Origin of the sequence: Streptomyces sp. ISL-87, from assembly GCF_018614095.1 — a bacterium.
In the GTDB taxonomy this organism is placed as follows: domain Bacteria; phylum Actinomycetota; class Actinomycetes; order Streptomycetales; family Streptomycetaceae; genus Streptomyces.
The window spans coordinates 330-17,305 of sequence record NZ_JAGGOY010000029.1 but is presented as its reverse complement, the minus strand read 5'-3'; the positions used below and the strand labels follow the sequence as shown (position 1 = coordinate 17,305).

General features: G+C 71.7%; 14 protein-coding genes. 2 read left to right on the top strand and 12 right to left on the bottom strand.

Translation table 11 applies throughout. The features are described 5' to 3' along the window. Positions 1–152: 152 nt before the first annotated feature. Entirely contained in the window at positions 153–1,916 is a 1,764-nt protein-coding gene (locus tag J7I97_RS10835; protein WP_251058709.1) for a VCBS repeat-containing protein, read from the top strand. A gap of 86 nt (positions 1,917–2,002) precedes the next feature. Here J7I97_RS10835 and J7I97_RS10830 read toward each other — a convergent pair whose 3' ends face one another. Both J7I97_RS10830 and J7I97_RS10825 read right to left on the bottom strand, forming a co-directional pair. Then, on the bottom strand, positions 2,003–2,371 hold the full coding sequence (locus J7I97_RS10830; protein WP_214933242.1) for a VOC family protein: 369 nt from the start codon (positions 2,369–2,371) through the stop codon (positions 2,003–2,005). Between the two features lie 3 nt (positions 2,372–2,374). Beyond that, positions 2,375–3,232 (bottom strand): trans-aconitate 2-methyltransferase, encoded by an 858-nt coding sequence (locus J7I97_RS10825; protein WP_214933240.1) that lies wholly within the window; start codon positions 3,230–3,232, stop codon positions 2,375–2,377. Between the two features lie 161 nt (positions 3,233–3,393). On the opposite strand from J7I97_RS10825, the gene J7I97_RS10820 reads away from it, so the two are divergent. Further along, positions 3,394–3,891 (top strand): MarR family winged helix-turn-helix transcriptional regulator, encoded by a 498-nt coding sequence (locus J7I97_RS10820; RefSeq protein WP_214933238.1) that lies wholly within the window; start codon positions 3,394–3,396, stop codon positions 3,889–3,891. On the opposite strand, the gene J7I97_RS10815 is transcribed toward J7I97_RS10820, so the two are convergent. The 10 genes from J7I97_RS10815 to J7I97_RS10770 all read right to left on the bottom strand — a co-directional run. After that, a complete protein-coding gene (locus J7I97_RS10815; RefSeq protein WP_214933236.1) occupies positions 3,850–4,614 on the bottom strand; it encodes a response regulator transcription factor in 765 nt (254 codons plus the stop codon). The genes J7I97_RS10820 and J7I97_RS10815 overlap by 42 nt on opposite strands. Before the next feature lie 477 nt (positions 4,615–5,091). Further along, entirely contained in the window at positions 5,092–6,051 is a 960-nt protein-coding gene (gene galE / locus J7I97_RS10810; RefSeq protein ID WP_214933234.1) for a UDP-glucose 4-epimerase GalE, read from the bottom strand. An 85-nt stretch (positions 6,052–6,136) separates the two neighbouring features. Further along, positions 6,137–6,877, bottom strand: a complete 741-nt coding sequence (locus J7I97_RS10805) for a LuxR C-terminal-related transcriptional regulator (RefSeq protein ID WP_214933232.1) — start codon at positions 6,875–6,877, stop codon at positions 6,137–6,139. A gap of 164 nt (positions 6,878–7,041) precedes the next feature. Then, positions 7,042–8,838 carry a PQQ-binding-like beta-propeller repeat protein gene (locus J7I97_RS10800; protein ID WP_214933230.1) on the bottom strand — a complete coding sequence of 599 codons (1,797 nt, stop codon included), beginning with the start codon at positions 8,836–8,838 and terminating at the stop codon, positions 7,042–7,044. A gap of 41 nt (positions 8,839–8,879) precedes the next feature. Continuing rightward, positions 8,880–10,553 (bottom strand): PQQ-binding-like beta-propeller repeat protein, encoded by a 1,674-nt coding sequence (locus tag J7I97_RS10795; RefSeq protein WP_214933228.1) that lies wholly within the window; start codon positions 10,551–10,553, stop codon positions 8,880–8,882. A 155-nt stretch (positions 10,554–10,708) separates the two neighbouring features. Further along, positions 10,709–12,508 (bottom strand): ABC-F family ATP-binding cassette domain-containing protein, encoded by a 1,800-nt coding sequence (locus J7I97_RS10790; RefSeq protein ID WP_214933226.1) that lies wholly within the window; start codon positions 12,506–12,508, stop codon positions 10,709–10,711. 28 nt (positions 12,509–12,536) lie between these two features. Further along, a complete protein-coding gene (locus tag J7I97_RS10785) occupies positions 12,537–13,862 on the bottom strand; it encodes an acyltransferase (RefSeq protein ID WP_214933224.1) in 1,326 nt (441 codons plus the stop codon). A gap of 484 nt (positions 13,863–14,346) precedes the next feature. After that, positions 14,347–15,267 (bottom strand): 4-(cytidine 5'-diphospho)-2-C-methyl-D-erythritol kinase, encoded by a 921-nt coding sequence (locus tag J7I97_RS10780; RefSeq protein ID WP_214933221.1) that lies wholly within the window; start codon positions 15,265–15,267, stop codon positions 14,347–14,349. Beyond that, positions 15,264–16,163 carry a 16S rRNA (adenine(1518)-N(6)/adenine(1519)-N(6))-dimethyltransferase RsmA gene (gene rsmA, locus J7I97_RS10775; protein WP_214933219.1) on the bottom strand — a complete coding sequence of 300 codons (900 nt, stop codon included), beginning with the start codon at positions 16,161–16,163 and terminating at the stop codon, positions 15,264–15,266. The genes J7I97_RS10780 and rsmA overlap by 4 nt, the downstream gene beginning before the upstream one ends. Positions 16,164–16,248: 85 nt before the next feature. Continuing rightward, positions 16,249–16,976 (bottom strand): resuscitation-promoting factor (locus J7I97_RS10770; protein ID WP_251058701.1); only part of this gene is annotated, 728 nt, incomplete at its 5' end.

Sequence of the window (16,976 nt, the reverse complement as noted above, 5' to 3'; positions counted from 1 at the left end):
ACTGTCACTCGCCTCCCGGATGTACTCTTCGGTTACTTCCCGGGGGGGAACGGCAACCTCACTGTGCTGCGCTGTACTTTCGCGCGCCTTCGAGCGAATGCGTTCAACCCGGTTTCGCCTGATTTTTTCACCAGGGAGACCTCTTGTCTTTCATGCGCTCCAAGCGCTCCGGCCGCATCGCGGCCTGCACCGCCGTCGCGCTCGCCGCGGGCATGCTGCTGGCCGGTCCGGCGTCCGCCGACACCGCGCCGAAGGCTGCCGCCGAGCTTCAGCGGCCCACCGCGAACGAGCGGGCGGGCGGTGTGCTGCCGACGGGCGCGCCGACGTCCGGCGCCGCGAAGCAGCAGAAGCAGACCCTCCAGCGCAGCGCCGACGGCACCGCCGGGGTCGCGACCGCGGGCGCGATCGCCAAGCCCCGCTTCGATGTGAACGGCGACGGCTCCGACGACATCCTCTACCGCGGGTTCAGCGGCAGGTCGTACCTCAAGACCTCGGGCCCGAACGACACCCCCGACGCGGAGTACTGGGTCGAGAAGGCGCGCAGCGAAGAGGACTTCAAGGACGTCATCCCGGCGGGCGACCTCGACGGCAACGGCCAGCCGGAGCTGCTCCAGCTGTCGATCGACGGGACCCTGACGGTCGTCGAGGCCTCCGTCACGGGCACCAGCTACCCGAAGTGGTCCGACGACGGCTGGCGCATCTACAACAAGCTGATCGGCGCCGGTGACCTGACCGGCGACGGCAAGCCGGACCTGCTGGCCCGCACGTACGGCGGCGATCTGTACCTGTACCCGGGCAACGGGCAGACCTCGACCGTGCCGTTCGGCGCGCGGATCGCGGTCGGCGGCGGCTGGGACATGTTCGACAAGATCCTCGGCGGCACGGACTTCGACGCCGACGGCACCCCGGACCTGCTGGCGACCACGCCCGACGGCGACATGTTCTTCTACCACGGCAACGGCAACGGCACCTTCGCCGGCCGCGTGAAGAACGGCTACGGCTGGACGATGTACAACCAGCTCCTGCCGCTGACCGACAATGACGGCACGGTCTGGGTGCTGGCCCGCGAGCTGAGCGGCCAGACCTGGCTCTACCGGGGCAAGGGCAACGGCCAGCTGGGCGACCGCGTCAAGTGGGGCGCGAACTGGCAGTACACCTCGCTGTTCGCCGGCCAGGGCGGAATCCCCGCCCACGGCAAGTCCGAGGCCATGGCCCGCACCAGCGGCGGCACCCTCTACGGCTACTGGGGTCAGGCCAACGGCAACTTCCAGGACCGCGAGCAGATCGGCGAGTCGGGCGGCTTCCCGACGTCCTTCCCGCTGATCCTGACCTCCTCGCTGGACAGGACGTCGGCCGGGGACCTGCTGTACATCTACCAGGGCGGCCTGTACAAGGGCGACACCCTGATCGGCGGCGGCTGGGGCAGCTTCAGCGCCGTCCTCGGCGTCGGCGACCTGAACGGCGACGGCTACGGCGACCTGCTCGGCCGTGACGCCTCCAACGTCCTGTGGTTCTACCCGGGCCAGGGCGACGGCATCCACTTCTCCTCCCGCGTGCGGGTCGGCGGCGGCTGGGACATCTACAACAAGCTGATCGGCGCCGGCGACGTCACCGGCGACGGCCGCGCGGACCTCGTGGCCCGCGGCACCGACGGCACCCTGTGGGTCTACTCGGGCACCGGCTCCACCAGCCGGCCGCTGAACGACCGCGTCAAGATCGGCACGGGCGGCTGGAACGGCTTCAACAAGCTCGCCGCCGTCGGCGACATCACCGGTGACGGCCGCGCGGACATCGTCGGCGTCGACTCCTCCGGCACGGCGTACCGCTACTCGGCCACCGGCCGCCAGGGTACGAGCACCTTCAACGGCCGCGGCGTCATCGGTGGCGGCTGGAACACGTACAAGGAACTCTTCTAAGAGCTCCCCGCATACGCGACGGCGCCCCGCCACCGGAGATCCGGTGGCGGGGCGCCGTCGCGTATGCGGTATGTCGGTTCAGTTCATCAGGTCAAGTCCCACGGCTCCAGGAACTCCAGCCGGTTGCCCACCGGGTCCTCGGAGTAGAACCGGCGGTGTCCCGGCAGCTCCCCGTCCCACACCACCGTGGCGCCGCGCTGCTCCAGTTTGCGCGCGTACGCCTCGATGCCGGTGACCCGCAGCCCCGGGTGGGCCTTTCGGGCCGGCCTGAAGTCCTCCTCCACGCCCAGGTGCAGCTGCACCGGCCCGGCGGCGAACCAGCAGCCGCCGCGGGCCGCCAGGACGGGAGGTTTGGGGATCTCCGTCATGCCCAGGACGTCTCTGTAATACGCGCGCAGCCGGTCCTCCGCACCGGGAGGGGCGGCGAGTTGGACGTGGTCGACGGCGGTCAGCACCGGTCAGGCCTCCTTGCGTGCGACGGCGAAGATACGGCGGAACGGGAAGACCGTGCCGCGCGGCCCCGCCGGGTAGGCCGCGCGCAGCAGGTCGCGGTATTCGGCGAGGAAGGCGGCCGCGGCGCCCTTGTCGTCGCCGAGCGCGGTGAGCACCGGGCGCAGTGCGGTGCCCTTGACCCAGTCGAGGACCGGGTCGGGGCCGGCGAGCAGTTGGTGGTAGGTGCTTTCCCAGATGTCGGCGGCGCACCCCAGTTCGGTGAACCGGGCCAGGTATTCGGCGGGTTCGAGGTGGTGGATGTAGCGCGCGCCGTGGCCGGCCAGCCGGTCCCGCCAGCGCGGGGTGTCGCAGAGCTCGGCGAGCAGGGCGTGGCTGGGGGCGTTGAAGTTGCCGGGGATCTGGAAGGCGAAGGTCCCGCCGGGGCTCAGGCTGTTGATCCAGGCGGCGAAGGAGCCGGGGTGGCTGGGGACCCATTGGAGGGCGGCATTGGAGATGATCAGGTCGTACGGCTCCTCGGGGAGCCAGGTGCCGAGGTCCGCGTGGCGGAAATCGAGGCTGCCCCCGCCGGCGGTGGGGCCCGCGTACTCCTGCTCGGCGCGGTGGAGCATCTCCGGGGAGAGGTCGTAGCCGGTGATGCGGGCCTGGGGCCAGCGGTCGGCGAGGAGGACCGTGACGTTGCCGGGGCCGCAGCCGAGGTCTGCGATCCGCGGGGCCCGGGTGGGGAGCTCGGGTATGCGGGTCAGCAGGTCAAGAAAGGGGCGTGTGCGGTGTCCGGCGTGCCGGAGGTACTGCTGGGGGTCCCAGGTCGGTGCGGATGGGGCAGTGGCCACGGGGATCCTGGCCGATGCGATATCGGAATGCATGTTCGAGCCTCCCTGCTGGCGGAGCTGTCGGAAGCGGAAGCTGTTCCGGCCCCCTCCCTGCCCCATGCTGGCCCAAAATATATCTCGACGTCAAGATACTTATAATCGAGAAAGTTGATGTGAAGAGACTTCATATCGACAGACCCCTTACAATGATCGGCATGGAGGACGAGGTCGACCGACTGGTTGCGGCATGGCGGCGGGAGCGCCCTGACCTCGACGTGGAACCGCTAGAGGTGCTGAGCCGCGTCAGCAGGCTCGCGCGCCACCTCGACCGCGCCCGCAGGCTCGCCTTCTCCGAGCACGGCCTGGAGCCCTGGGAGTTCGACGTCCTGACCTCGCTGCGGCGGGCCGGCGCGCCGTACCAGCTTTCACCCGGCCAGCTCCTGACCCAGACACTGGTCACCTCCGGCACCATGACCAACCGCATCGACCGCCTCGCCAAGAAGGGCCTCGTCGAACGGCTGCCCGACCCCAGCGACCGGCGGGGGGTCCTGGTCCGCCTGACGCCCGAGGGCCGCGACCGCGCCGATCAGTCCCTCGCCGGACTGCTGGCCCAGGAGCGGGCGATCCTCGCCCAGCTCTCCCGGGGTCAGCGCGGTGACCTCGCGGGGCTGCTACGCCAGCTGACCGCTCCGTTCGACAACATCCCCGGCTAGCTCCGCCGGCCGTACGCCGGCCCGCCGGGCCAGTGCCACCGCGGCGAGCGTCGAGTGCACCCCGAGTTTGCCCAGCACGTTCTGCATGTGGGTGCGGACGGTGTGCGGGGACAGGAACAGCCGGGCCGCCACATCCTTGCGGCCGAGTCCCGCCACCATGCAACGCAGCACCTCGTGTTCGCGCGGGGTGAGCGACTCGACCAGCCGTTCGCTGTCGGTACGGTGTTTGCGCGCCGCCGTCAGCTCGCGCAGCACCCCGGTGAGCAGCGCGGGTGGCAGGTGGGTCTCCTCGCGCAGGACGCCCCGGATCACGGCGAGCAGCCGGGACAGCGAGGAGTCCTTGGCCACCCATCCGGAGGCCCCGGCCTGGAGCGCGACGGCGGCCCGGCGGGGATCGTCGCGCTCGGCGAGGACGACGGTGCGCACTGCCGGGTGGGTCACGCGCACCCCGGCGACGAGCGCGATCCCGTCCGAGCCGGGCGGTGGCCCGGATCCCGACTCCCGCTGGGCGGGTACGACCCCGGCGGCGGCGCCGAGGTCGGCGTCCACGAGCAGGACGTCGAAGCGGCGGCCTTCGGCCACCGCGCGGTCGAGACAGCGCAGGGCGGCGGGGCCGCTGCCGGCCGCGGACACGTCCACGTCCGGCTCGGCCGCGAGCGCGGCCGCGAGAGATTCGGCGAAGATGCGGTGATCGTCGACCACGAGAACCCGGATACGAGCCATAAAACCCCCAAGGGTCGGGGAACGGACGGCTGCGGGTACGGCGCCCGGACCGGGTGATCCGCAGCTGCCGCGGCCGCCGCCGAGACACCTCTGCACTACCCCGGACCGGACGTCGTACCCGACTTGTCTCGACCCCTGAATCAACACCGGCCCCCACCGGTGTCACGCATCAGCGTAGGGCCGGGGAAGTCCCGCGGTTGGCCGAATAGCAGAAGTTTTTCACGCGGTTTTCCGGCGCAGGCACCCAGAACCGGCTTTGTGATGGCTGGAATTCACCTCTCCCGAAGGTCCGGAACAGGGTTTTTCGTCCGGCGCGTGCCATGGGCAGTTGCACGGGTGCATTTCACCCGGCGTACGCACGCCGGGCGCCCGCGCAGAGCGCTCACCAGGGGCGCATCGCGAAATGCGCGCGCCCCCCACACCGGTCGGTGCGGGGGGCGCGTGCAGAGAAGTGCGGGTCAGAACGGACAGGACGGGTCAGTAAGCGTGCCTGCGCGCGAAGTTCCAGGCGTCCGTGACGATGCCGGTGAGGTCGGAGCGGGTCGGGGTCCAGCCGAGCCGCACGTGCGCCGTGTGGGCGGAGGCAACCAGCACGGCTGGGTCGCCGGGGCGGCGCGGGGCGACGATCTCCGGGATCTCCCGGCCGGTGACCTTGCGGACGGACTCGATGACCTCGCGGACCGAGAACCCGCTGCCGTTGCCGAGGTTGCACACCAGGTGCTCGCCGGCCGCCGCGACCCGCAGCGCGGACAGGTGGGCCTGCGCCAGGTCGGCGACGTGGATGTAGTCGCGCACACAGGTGCCGTCGGGAGTCGGATAGTCGTCGCCGAACACCGAGATGGACTCCCGCTGCCCCAGGGCGACCTGGAGGACCAGCGGGATGAGGTGGGTCTCCGGGTCGTGCCGCTCGCCGAACTCCTTGTACGCGCCCGCGACGTTGAAGTAGCGCAGCGAGACCGCGGCCAGGCCGTGCGCCGCGCACTCCCCCGCGATCATGTGGTCCACGGCGAGCTTGGACGCGCCGTAGGGGTTGGTGGGCGCGGTCACCGAGGTCTCGGTGAGCGGGCCTTCGTCCGGCTCACCGTACGTGGCGGCGGTGGAGGAGAACACCAGCTTGCGCACGCCCGCCTCGCGCATCGCGGTCAGCAGGGCGAGTGTGCCGCCGACGTTGTTGTCCCAGTACTTGCCGGGATTCGCGACGGACTCGCCGACTTGCGAGGAGGCCGCGAAGTGCAGCACCGCGTCGTAGGAGGGGTCCAGGAACCCGGCGGCGTCCTGGATGCGGGCGTCGATGAATCCGGCGCCCTGCGGGAGGCCCGCGCGGAAGCCGGTGGTGAGGTTGTCGACGATCACCACCTCGTGGCCGGCCTCCAGGAGGTGGGCGGCAACGACACTGCCCACATATCCGGCGCCGCCGGTGACCAGGTATTTGCTCACTCGCTACTGCCTCTCGCGGGGGAACGCACGCCAATGCGCGTGCTGGTGACTGGCATACCGGATTCGGCCCCGCCGGGGAAATCCCTCAGGCGGACGCAGAGGGCGTCGGCGGGAGCGACGTGGAGAGCGAAGTGGGGAGCGGCGGGGACAGCGTCGCCGCGAGCGGTCCCGCCCGGTCCAGCAGGCCGGTACGGGCGGCCAGCGCGGCCGCCTCCAGCCGCGAGCCCACGCCCAGCTTCATCAGCACCCGCTGGACGTGCGTGCGCGCGGTGCTCGGCGCGATGGCCATGCCCGCGGCGATGAGCCGGGTGTCCTCGCCCTCGGCGACCCGGACCAGCACCTCCACCTCGCGCGGGGTGAGCAGCCGCAGCAGTCGGCTTCCCTCGTCGTCGGGCTGCGCGGCGGGGTTGAGCAGCTCCGCGAAGGCCCCCTGCAACAGCTGCGGGGAGATGGCGACTTCCCCCGCCCGCGCCTTGGCCAGCGCCCGCTCCACGCCCTCGATGCGCTCGTCCTGGCGTACGTACCCCGACGCGCCGGCGGCGAAGGCGGCCGCGATCCCGCGCGGGCTGGGCACCGGGCCGAGGACGACGACGGCGATCTGCGGGCGCTCCCGCTTGATGCGGACGACTGGTTCGAAGACCCCGGGCTCGGCGGGGGTGGCGGTGCCCAGCAGGCACACCTCCGGGGCCCGGCTGATGACCAGTTCCGCGGCGCCCGCGGCCGGGGCGGCCGCGGCGAGCACCCGGTGCCCGCGCAGCTTCAGGGCCGAGGCGAGCGCCTCCGCCAACAGCCGGTGCTCGTCGACCACCACGACACGTACGCCCATTGAGGAACCCACCCCCCACCCTTCTGACCCGGAAGCTACACGCTTGTTCGACGTGGTGAGGCGGTTACCGCGCAGAAGCCCCCGGAAGGACGGACCTTCCGGGGGCTTCGGCGTTCTGCTGTTCGACGCGTCACGCGTCGTGCGCGTCGTACGGGTCGTACGGGTCAGCTGGCGGTGAAGGAGACGAAGAGGTAGTCCGGCTCACCGGCGGACGAGGACGGCTTGCGCACGTACGGGCGGGCGATGAAGAGCTTGCCGTTGTGGTACTGGTATTCGGCGGCGTCCGTCGAGTAGTGCGTCTCGGCGCGCTGGGACTCCTTGTTCGCCGGGTTCTCCATCAGGAGGGTTTCCTTCATCGTCTTGCCGTCGATGCTGACGATCTGGCCGCCCTTGTCGTACGGGGGCACCTTGTAGGCGATGATGTTCGACCCGTCCATCCGCAGCGGGAACATGGTGTACCGCTCACCGGCGTCCGCGCGGTCGCTGGTCTGCTTCCCGGTCTCCAGGTCGAAGGAGACGATCTCGTTGGTACGGCCGACGGCCGACTGGCCCTGGTGCTCGTACGAGGGCATGTAGATCTTGCCGTTGCCGACCACCATGTGGGTGCAGTCCTCGACCTCGGTCGAGCCGCACTGGGGGTTGTAGTTGCCCGAGGACAGCCCGATGCGCGCCTTGAGCTGGCCCGCGTCGTCGACGACGAAGAGGTCACTGACGCCGGTGGCGTTCTTGGCGGTGTTTCCGACGTTCGCCGCGACGATCAGCGGCTTGGTGGAGACGATCTGGGCCCACTCGATGCCCGGGGAGAGCTTGTACGTGGACTTCGGCGCGCCCGACGTCGGGTCGAGCGCCTGCGCGAGCATGGTCTGGTTCCCGCTGCGGCCGCACCTGCGGAGCACGGCGAGGGCCTCGCCGCCGCCGTAGCCGAGGTCGTAGCAGCCCTCACCGTCGACCTTGGGCGTCCAGAGCGGCTTGCCGTCGGTGAGGTTCCAGGCGGCGCCGCCGCTCAGGCCGCCGGCTGCGACGGTCTGGCCGCTGATGGTGACTTCCGCGAAGGTCACGGGCGCGTCGCCGCCGGTCGGGGACTTGGCGGTGGCGGACCACAGGAGCTTGCCGCTCTCCAGGTCGATGACGCCGACCTGCTTGCACGCGGGGTACTTCTTGGCGGCCGTCGGCAGGGCCTCGTCGAAGAGGATGGCCGTCTTCTTCTCGGAGACCCACCGGCTGGCGCCGCAGACGTTGGCGGGGAGCGGGATCTCCCACTTCTTGCCGCCGTCGACCAGGTTGTACCCGACGATCTTCGTCACGTCGGACTTCGCGTAGGTGGTGTCGGTGATCCAGGACCCGTGGACGTCGACCTGCTCCTCCGGAGCCGGGCTCGGGACATTGAGCAGGGTCTTCGACTTGGGGTTGGCGGGCACCTTCTCGGAGCCGCCGACGGAGGCCTGGCCCTTGTCGTCGGGCTTGCCGGTGGGGTCGGGGTCGGCGCTGTTGTGCGTGCCGCCGCCGGAGCCGTCGCCGGAGACGTACCAGACGCCGCCGCCCACGATGAGGACGATGGCGAGCAGCGCCGCGCCGACGATCATCAGCTGGGTGCGCTTGTCGCCGCCCCCGCGCGAGCCGCCCGCGCCGCCGGCCGATTCCGGGGTCGTGGAGACGTGCATGGGCGTGGTGGCCGGGCCGAACGGCTGCTGGGCACCGGGCTGCTGCGGATAGCCGTAGCCGGCCTGCGGGTAGCCGTAGGCGGGCTGTCCGCCGTCCACGGCGGTCGGTGCGGCGGCCGGCGGCTGCTGCGGGGGCGCCGGAGGTACGGGCGGCGCGGAGGGCGGCGCGGGCGGCGGCACGGGCGCGCCGAATCCACCGGGCGGGGGTTTCTGCGGGGCTCCGAAGCCGCCGGGCGGCGGATCCTGGGGGGCTCCGAAACCGCCGGCGGGCGGCTGGCTGGGGGGCGGCGGGGTACTCATCTGGTGCTACTGCCTCTCGGTGGGCGGCTGGGCGGACTCGTTCACTTGCCGAAGACCATGAGGAGCTTCTCGTCCTTGCCCTTGGCGCTCAGGCGGGAGGCGGAGATGAAGAACCGGCCGTCCACGTAGTCGATGTTCGGGGAGAAGAACGAGCTCTCGATCGGGGCGGCGGGGCCGGACGGGTGGCGCAGCAGCGCGGTGGGCTGGCCGCCGGCGGCCGGGATGGAGATGATCTCGCCGCCCTGCTCGTACTCGGCCTTGCGGTAGGCGATCACCTTGCCGTCCGCGGCCTTGAGTACTTCGAGGGTGCGCTTGTCCCCGGCCGGGGTGCGCCACTTGACCTTGCCGGTGCCCAGGTCGAAGGCGACGATCTCGTTGGCGGTGCCCGCCTCCGGGGAGGTGGCCAGGTAGAGGGTGTTGGAGTCGACGACGGAGGTGCCGCAGCCCTGGAGGGTGCGGTCGCGCTGGCCGCAGTTGACGGCGAAGCTGCCCTCGCCGGAGACGCCGGTGCGGCGCTTTCCGTCGGGTCCGAGGACCAGGATGGAGCGCTCCTTGCTCTTCTCGTTGCCGACGTCGAGGACGATCGGGTCGACGGAGTAGACGCTGTTGACCTCGAAGCCCTTGGGGAGCCGGTAGGACCAGGTCTTCTTGCCGGTGGCCGGGTCGGCGTCCTGGACCTCGACGGTCCGGTCCTCGTCGCGGCAGGTCGCGATGGCGATCAGCTTGTTGTTGCCGGCGGCGTAGGCGGAGGGCTGGCAGCCCTCGGGGCCGTTGCCGGAGAAGAGCCGGTCGCCGGTGCTGATCTTGTAGACGCTGCTCTTGATGAGGCGGTTGACGGCGACGACGTCACCGGTGATGGTCAGGCTGGCGTCGCTGATGATGTCGAACGCGCCCTCCTTGGCCACCTCCTTCGTCCAGCCTTCCTTGCCCGTCTTGAGGTCGATCATCTTCATCTGGTTGCAGGTGGCGATGTCCGAATCGCTTTCCCGGATGAGGATGATCGTCTTGCCGTCGGCGGTCGTCTGACCGGACACGGCGCAGACCTCGGTGGGGAAGTCGAGCTTCCACTTCTCCTTGCCGTCGGTCACGGAGTAGCCGACGAGGGACTTCCAGACGCTTTTTGCGACGGTGTCGCCGACCACCCACTGGCCCTTGGACCCGACGCCCGAGCCGGGTCCGTCGATCTTGCTGCTCTTAAACCAGAGGACCTTGTCCTCGCCCTGCTTGCGGCCCGCGTTGAGGTCGCCCTCCTCGCCGCTGCCGTTGCCGCTGCCGTCTCCGGTGTCGGCCGAAGCCGAGGCGGACGGCTTGGCGTCGACGGGCGCGGAGCTCTGCGCGACGGGCGGCTTGAGGTCGTCGCCGTCGCCCTTGAGGAAGGCGAAGTAGCCGCCGGTGCCGAGGAGGAGCACGCCGGCGACCGAGGCGGCGATCAGGACGGTCGTCCTGTTCTTCTTCGGCGGCGCGCCGGGAGCGCCCTGGGGCGGGCCCGGGGGCATGCCGGGCATGCCGGGCATGCCCTGCGGCGGGGGCGGGTACGCGTAACCCGGCTGCGGCTGCGGGGCCTGCTGGGGCTGCTGCGGCTGCGGGGCCTGCTGGGCGTACGGGTTGTCGGCCGCCTGCGGGTAGCCGTACCCGGGCTGCTGCGGCGGGCCGGGGAGGTGCCCGTAACCGGAAGGCGGAGGCGGCTGGTTCGGCGGCTGGGGCGGCTCGGTCATCAGCGCATACCTTCGAGGTTGGGTGGTGGTGGAGGATGACCTTTCTATCACTGACGGCTCTCATACATCGGGCCGGTCCGACCCCTGTTCCCAAGGGAGGACCGGCCCGTGACAACGCCGTTATCAGGTCAGTTGGCCCCTGTAGGCGGTGAAATCTAGGCCTCCTCGGCCAGCTCCAGCCAGCGCATCTCCAACTCGTCCCGGTCTGCGATGAGTTCGCGCAGCTCCGCGTCGAGCTTGGCGACCTTGTCGTAGTCGGTGGAGTTCTCCGCGATCTGGGCGTGCAGGTTGCTCTCGCGGTCCGACATCTTGTTGAGCTGCCGCTCGATCTTCTGGAGCTCCTTCTTCGCGGCGCGCGAGTCACCGGAGGCCGAGGACTTGGCGGCGGCGGCCGGGACGGGCGCCGGGGAGGCCGCCTCGATCATCCGCTGCCGGCGCTCCAGGTACTCGTCCAGACCCCGCGGCAGCATCCGCAGGCTCGCGTCGCCGAGCAGTGCCATCACCGTGTCGGTGGTGCGCTCGATGAAGAACCGGTCGTGGGAGATCACGATCATCGAGCCGGGCCAGCTGTCGAGGAGGTCCTCCAGCTGGGTCAGGGTCTCGATGTCCAGGTCGTTGGTGGGCTCGTCGAGGAAGAGGACGTTGGGCTCGTCCATCAGCAGGCGCAGGATCTGCAGCCGGCGCCGCTCACCGCCGGAGAGGTCGCCGACCGGCGTCCACTGCTTCTCCTTGGTGAAGCCGAACTGCTCGCACAGCTGACCGGCCGTCATCTCGCGGCCCTTGCCGAGGTCGACGCGGTCGCGGACCCGCTGGACGGCTTCCAGGACGCGCAGCGACGGGTCGAGCTCGCCGACCTCCTGGGAAAGGTAGGCGAGCCTGACGGTCTTGCCGACGGTGACCGAGCCGGCCGCGGGCTGGACCTCGCCCTGGGTGCGGGCGGCCTCGGCGAGGGCGCGCAGCAGGGAGGTCTTGCCGGCGCCGTTGACGCCGACGAGGCCGACGCGGTCGCCGGGGCCCAGGTGCCAGGTGAGGTGCTTGAGCAGCACCTTGGGGCCCGCCTGGACGGTCACGTCCTCCAGGTCGAACACCGTCTTGCCGAGGCGGGCGTTGGCGAACTTCATCAGCTCGGAGGTGTCGCGCGGCGGCGGCACGTCGGCGATGAGCTCGTTGGCGGCCTCGATGCGGTAGCGCGGCTTGGAGGTCCGGGCGGGGGCGCCGCGGCGCAGCCAGGCCAGCTCCTTGCGCATCAGGTTATGCCGCTTGGACTCCTCGGTGGCGGCGATCCGCTCGCGCTCGGCGCGGGCGAAGACGTAGTCGCTGTAGCCGCCCTCGTACTCGTGCACGTCACCGCGCTGGACGTCCCACATGCGGGTGCAGACCTGGTCGAGGAACCAGCGGTCGTGCGTGACGCAGACGAGGGCGGAGCGGCGCTCCTGGAGGTGCTTGGCCAGCCAGGAGATGCCCTCGACGTCGAGGTGGTTGGTGGGCTCGTCGAGGACGAGGAGGTCCTGGTCGGCGATGAGCAGCTTGGCGAGCGCGATCCGGCGCCGCTCGCCGCCGGAGAGCGGGCCGATGACGGTGTCGAGACCCTGCCCGAACCCGGGCAGGTCGAGGCCGCCGAAGAGCCCCGTCAGCACGTCCCGGACCTTGGCGTTGCCGGCCCACTCGTGGTCGGCCATGTCCCGGATGATCTCGTGCCGGATGGTGGCCGCGGGGTCGAGGGAATCGTGCTGGGTGAGTACACCCATGCGCAGTCCGCCTGACTGGGTGACCCGGCCGGTGTCGGGCTCCTCCAGCTTGGCGAGCATCCGGATGAGGGTGGTCTTGCCGTCGCCGTTGCGGCCTACGACACCGATCCGGTCCCCCTCGGACACGCCGAGGGAGATGCCGTCGAGCAGGGCACGGGTTCCGTACACCTTGCTGACTGCCTCGACATTGACCAGATTGACGGCCATCAGACGCGCTCCAGAGAAAGGGTGTGGATCAGCCCCTCAGCCTAACGCTCCGGGGCGAGGCGGACCGTTCCACGAGGAGCCAGCCGCCCAGCGCCATGCCGATCGCGGCGGGCGCGGTGACGGGCAGGGCGATCAGAGTGGCGCTGTGGCCGTCGAGGAGGCCGCCGAGGCCGGTCATGGACAGATCGAGGACGCCGAGGAGGCAGACGGTGATCCCGGCGGCGGCGCGGGGCCCGGACCCGGGTTCGGTGATGCTGCTGCCGCCCGGGGCTTCGAACCTCTTGAACGCGGCGACGAGTACGCCGGTCAGCGCGGCGGCGGCGACGATCCGGACCGGGGCCTGCGCCCACCAGGCGGCGGTGGCGGGCTCGGGGAGCCGGATCCCGAGGGCGAGCTGGGCGGCGTACACGGCGAGCATGGCGGTGAGGTGCCAGAGGAAGGCGGTCATCGCGATCCCGTTGGCGGCGACGACCCCGCGCCACACCCGCGGCCGGGCCAGCCAGGCGGTGGCGGGCCCGGCCAGCAGTTGTACGGCGCCCACCAGCCACATCCCGTGCGCGAGCAGGGCGAGGCTGGGCGGGGCCATGTTGGACACCTTCTCGCCGGGCATCCCGACCATGGACAGCGGATACGGGCCGAAGGCCACCAGCAGCACGGCCCCCGCGAGCCCGGCGGCGGCGAGGACGGCGGGCCGGGTGATGCGCCCGTCGGCGCGCAGGAAGCCGAGCTGGTGGACGGCCAGCCAGACGAAGGCGAAGTTCAGGAACTCCACGTACGGCACCCCGAGCGCGAACCGCAGCACGTCGACGAGGGCGGCGGCCGCGGCCAGCCCGGCGAAGGCACCCCACCCGTGCCGCTCGTGCAGCTTCAGCAGCGGCGGGGTGAAGGCGACCATGGCGAGGTAGATCCCGATGAACCACAGCGGCTGCGTGACCAGCCGCAGCGCGGCCCCGGTCAGCCGCCCGTGGCCGCCGCCGGCGAGCTGCACGGCGAGCGCCCCGGCGGTCCAGAGGAGCACGAAGGCGAGGGTGGGCCGCAGCAGCCGCTGAAGGCGGGCCCGCAGGAACGCGGCGTACACGGGCCGCCCGTCGGCCTTGCGGCTCAGGGACCGGTACGACAGGGCGTGCGAGAACCCGCCGACGAAGAAGAACACCGGCATGATCTGGAGCCCCCAGGTGAGCACCTGGAGCGGTGGCACGAGGGCGAGCAGATTCCCTATGCCGTCACTGCTGACGGCGGCCATCAGCCAGTGCCCGAACACCACGGTCCCGAGCGAGGCGACCCGCAGGAGGTCGATGTACCGGTCCCGTGACCCGGGGGTGGCCGCGGCCATTTCGCGTGCGCTGGCTGTCATGCGGCTACGGTCGCCCGGCGACGGGCCGCTCCGACAGGGCGCGGATACTCACTTCCGGCCTAGGTACCGGCCGGCCGCCGCATCGCCCGGCGGGGCGTGTCCCCTGCGGGGCACGGTGGGGGGCGCCGGCCTCCCGTGCGGGGGCACACCCCGAGTTCGACCAGCCCCTGCCGGGGTGAGCGCCTGCAACGCGGGGGGACCGTGCCCTGCGGGGCTGTCCCCTACCCGCCCTTCCACCGTTCCCTGGGGCTCCGCCCCAGACCCTCCCGCGCAGCTACCGCTGGGACCCCCACGCCTCAAGCGCCACTCACGCCGCCAGGCCACTCCAGCCTCGCCGGCGTTTGAGGCGCTGGGGGTCCCCCCGGACGGAGTCTGGGGGAGGGTCCGGGGGCTGGCCCCCGGCGGCGGTGCCGCACCCGGTCTGCTGCTCCAGCCTCGCCGGCGTTTGAGGCGCCGGGTGGAGCCAGGAGGCGGTGCCGCGGGGTCAGGACGGCAGGACAGTGGCGCCCGGCGCCGGGGACGCCGCCACGCGGGTGGCACGGCAGGTGCCCGAGGCGTCCAGCGCGGCGGCGACCTTCGCGGCGGCTTCCTCGTCGCGGACCAGGAACGCCGTCGTGGGGCCCGAGCCCGAGACCAGCGCGGCCAGCGCCCCGGCGTCCGTCCCCGCGGCCAGCGTCCCGGCCAGCTGCGGGCGCAGCGACAGGGCCGCCGGCTGGAGGTCGTTGGCCAAGGTCACGGCCAGCGCGTCCGGGTCGCCCGAGGCGAGGGCGGCGAGCAGCACCGGGGAGGCCTGCGGCGCCGGGATGTCCCAGCCCTCGGCCAGCCGGTCGAACTCGCGGAACACCGCCGGGGTCGACAGCCCCCCGTCGGCGACCGCGAACACCCAGTGGAACGCACCCGCCGGGACGGGGGTCAGGATCTCCCCGCGGCCGGTGCCCAGCGCCGCCCCGCCGAGCAGGCTGAACGGGACGTCGCTGCCCAGCTCCGCGCAGATGTCCAGGAGCTCCCGGACCGGGGTGTTCAGCCCCCACAGGGCGTCGCACGCCAGCAGGGCCGCCGCCCCGTCCGCGCTGCCGCCGGCCATACCGCCGGCGACCGGGATGTTCTTCGCGATGTGCAGGTGGACGTCCGGCGACAGCCCGTTCCGCGCCGCCAGGATCTCCGCCGCCCGCGCGGCCAGGTTCGTACGGTCCAGCGGGACCTGGCCGGCGTCCGGGCCGGCGCAGGTCACCGTCAGCTCCACGGCCGGGGTGGCGGTGACCTCGTCGTACAGGGACACGGCCAGGAAGACGTTGGCCAGGGCGTGGAACCCGTCCGGGCGGGCCGCGCCCACCGCCAGCTGGACATTGACCTTCGCGGGCACGCGGACCGTGACCGGTGTGGGAGGGGCGACGGAGTTGCTCACAGCGCGGGCCTCTCCGCCGCCGGCTTGTTCTCGGCGATCGCGGCGAACTCCTCCACCGTCAGCGACTCCCCGCGCGCCTGCGGCGAGACACCGGCGGCGACGAGCGCCGCCTCCGCGCGCGCCGGCGAGCCCGCCCACCCGGCCAGCGCCGCCCGCAGCGTCTTGCGGCGCTGCGCGAAGGCCGCGTCCACGACGGCGAACACCTCCGACTTGGAGGCGGTGGTCTTGATCGGCTCGGCCCGCCGCACCAGCGACACCAGACCCGAGTCGACATTCGGCGCGGGCCAGAACACGTTGCGGCCGATGGACCCGGCCCGCTTGACGTCCGCGTACCAGTTGGCCTTGACGGAGGGGACCCCGTACACCTTGTTGCCCGGCTTGGCGGCGAGCCGGTCGGCGACCTCCGCCTGCACCATGACCAGCGTCCGCTCGATGCTCGGGAACCGGTCGAGCATGGTCAGCAGCACCGGCACGGCCACGTTGTACGGCAGGTTCGCGACCAGCGCGGTCGGCGGCGGACCGGGCAACTCCGTCACCAGCATGGCGTCGGAGTGCACCAGCGCGAAGCGGTCCTTGCGCTCCGGCATCCGTGCCTCGATGGTGGCGGGCAGCGCGGCGGCCAGGATGTCGTCGATCTCGACGGCGGTGACCCGGTCCGCGGCCTCCAGCAGCGCGAGCGTCAGCGACCCCAGGCCCGGCCCGACCTCGACGACCACGTCGTCCGGCCGGACCTCGGCGGTGCGCACGATCCTGCGGACCGTATTGGCGTCGATGACGAAGTTCTGGCCCTTCTGCTTCGTCGGGCGTACCCCGAGCGCGGCGGCCAGTTCTCGGATGTCGGCCGCGCCGAGAAGGGCGTCACTGGTTTTATCGGGCTGCTGCTCTGCGGTGCTCACCGGTAAAGCGTCTCAGATCGGCCTGGGTTTCCTGAATGCGATCCCGGTGTCGTGGGATCGCCTGGGTGGCGTTCCGATGGATCGATCAACTGCGATACAGCCTGCGGCCGCAGTGCGGCCACGGAGCCGCGCCCCGTTGTACGTAGAGCTTCTTGGCCCGGTACGTCTGCTCCGCGCCCGACGCGTCCTGGGGGCGGCCGCTTCCGCCGAGGCCCTGCCAGGTGCGTACGTCGAACTGGTACAGCCCGCCGTACGTGCCCGAGGCGTCGGTGGCGGCGGGCCGTCCGCCGGACTCGCACCGGGCCAGCGCACCCCAGTCGAGGCCGTCCGCCCCGGCGACGGAGGTCGGCAGCGGCCTCGTGCCGACCTTGACCAGTTGGGTGACGGGCTCGCGGACGATCTCCTCGGTGATCCGGCGGGGCTTCTGCCGTACCCCGTTGACGGTGCGCAGGCTGTACGTGACCCTGCGCGCCCCGGGCCGGCCGGCCCGCTCGACCACCTCGGTGCCGGTGAACAGGGTGGAGTCCTTGACCTTCTCGGTCTTGTACGGGATGCGTTCCTCGCGGACTTCGCGGGTGCCGGTGATGCGGAGCACGGTGACGGTCTGGCCGTCGCGGGGGAAAGAGGCCGGGGGAACGGAGATGCTGTCCTGGTCGCGCAGGGTGATGCCGGCCTGATCGAGGGCCTCCTGGACGGTGGCGGCGTTGGTGCGGATGGTGCGTTCGCGGCCGTCGGCCATGAAGGTGATGCTGCGTTCGGTGCGGACGCTGAGGGTCATGCCGGCGCGGGGGACGGGGGCGGCGCGGGGGGCGG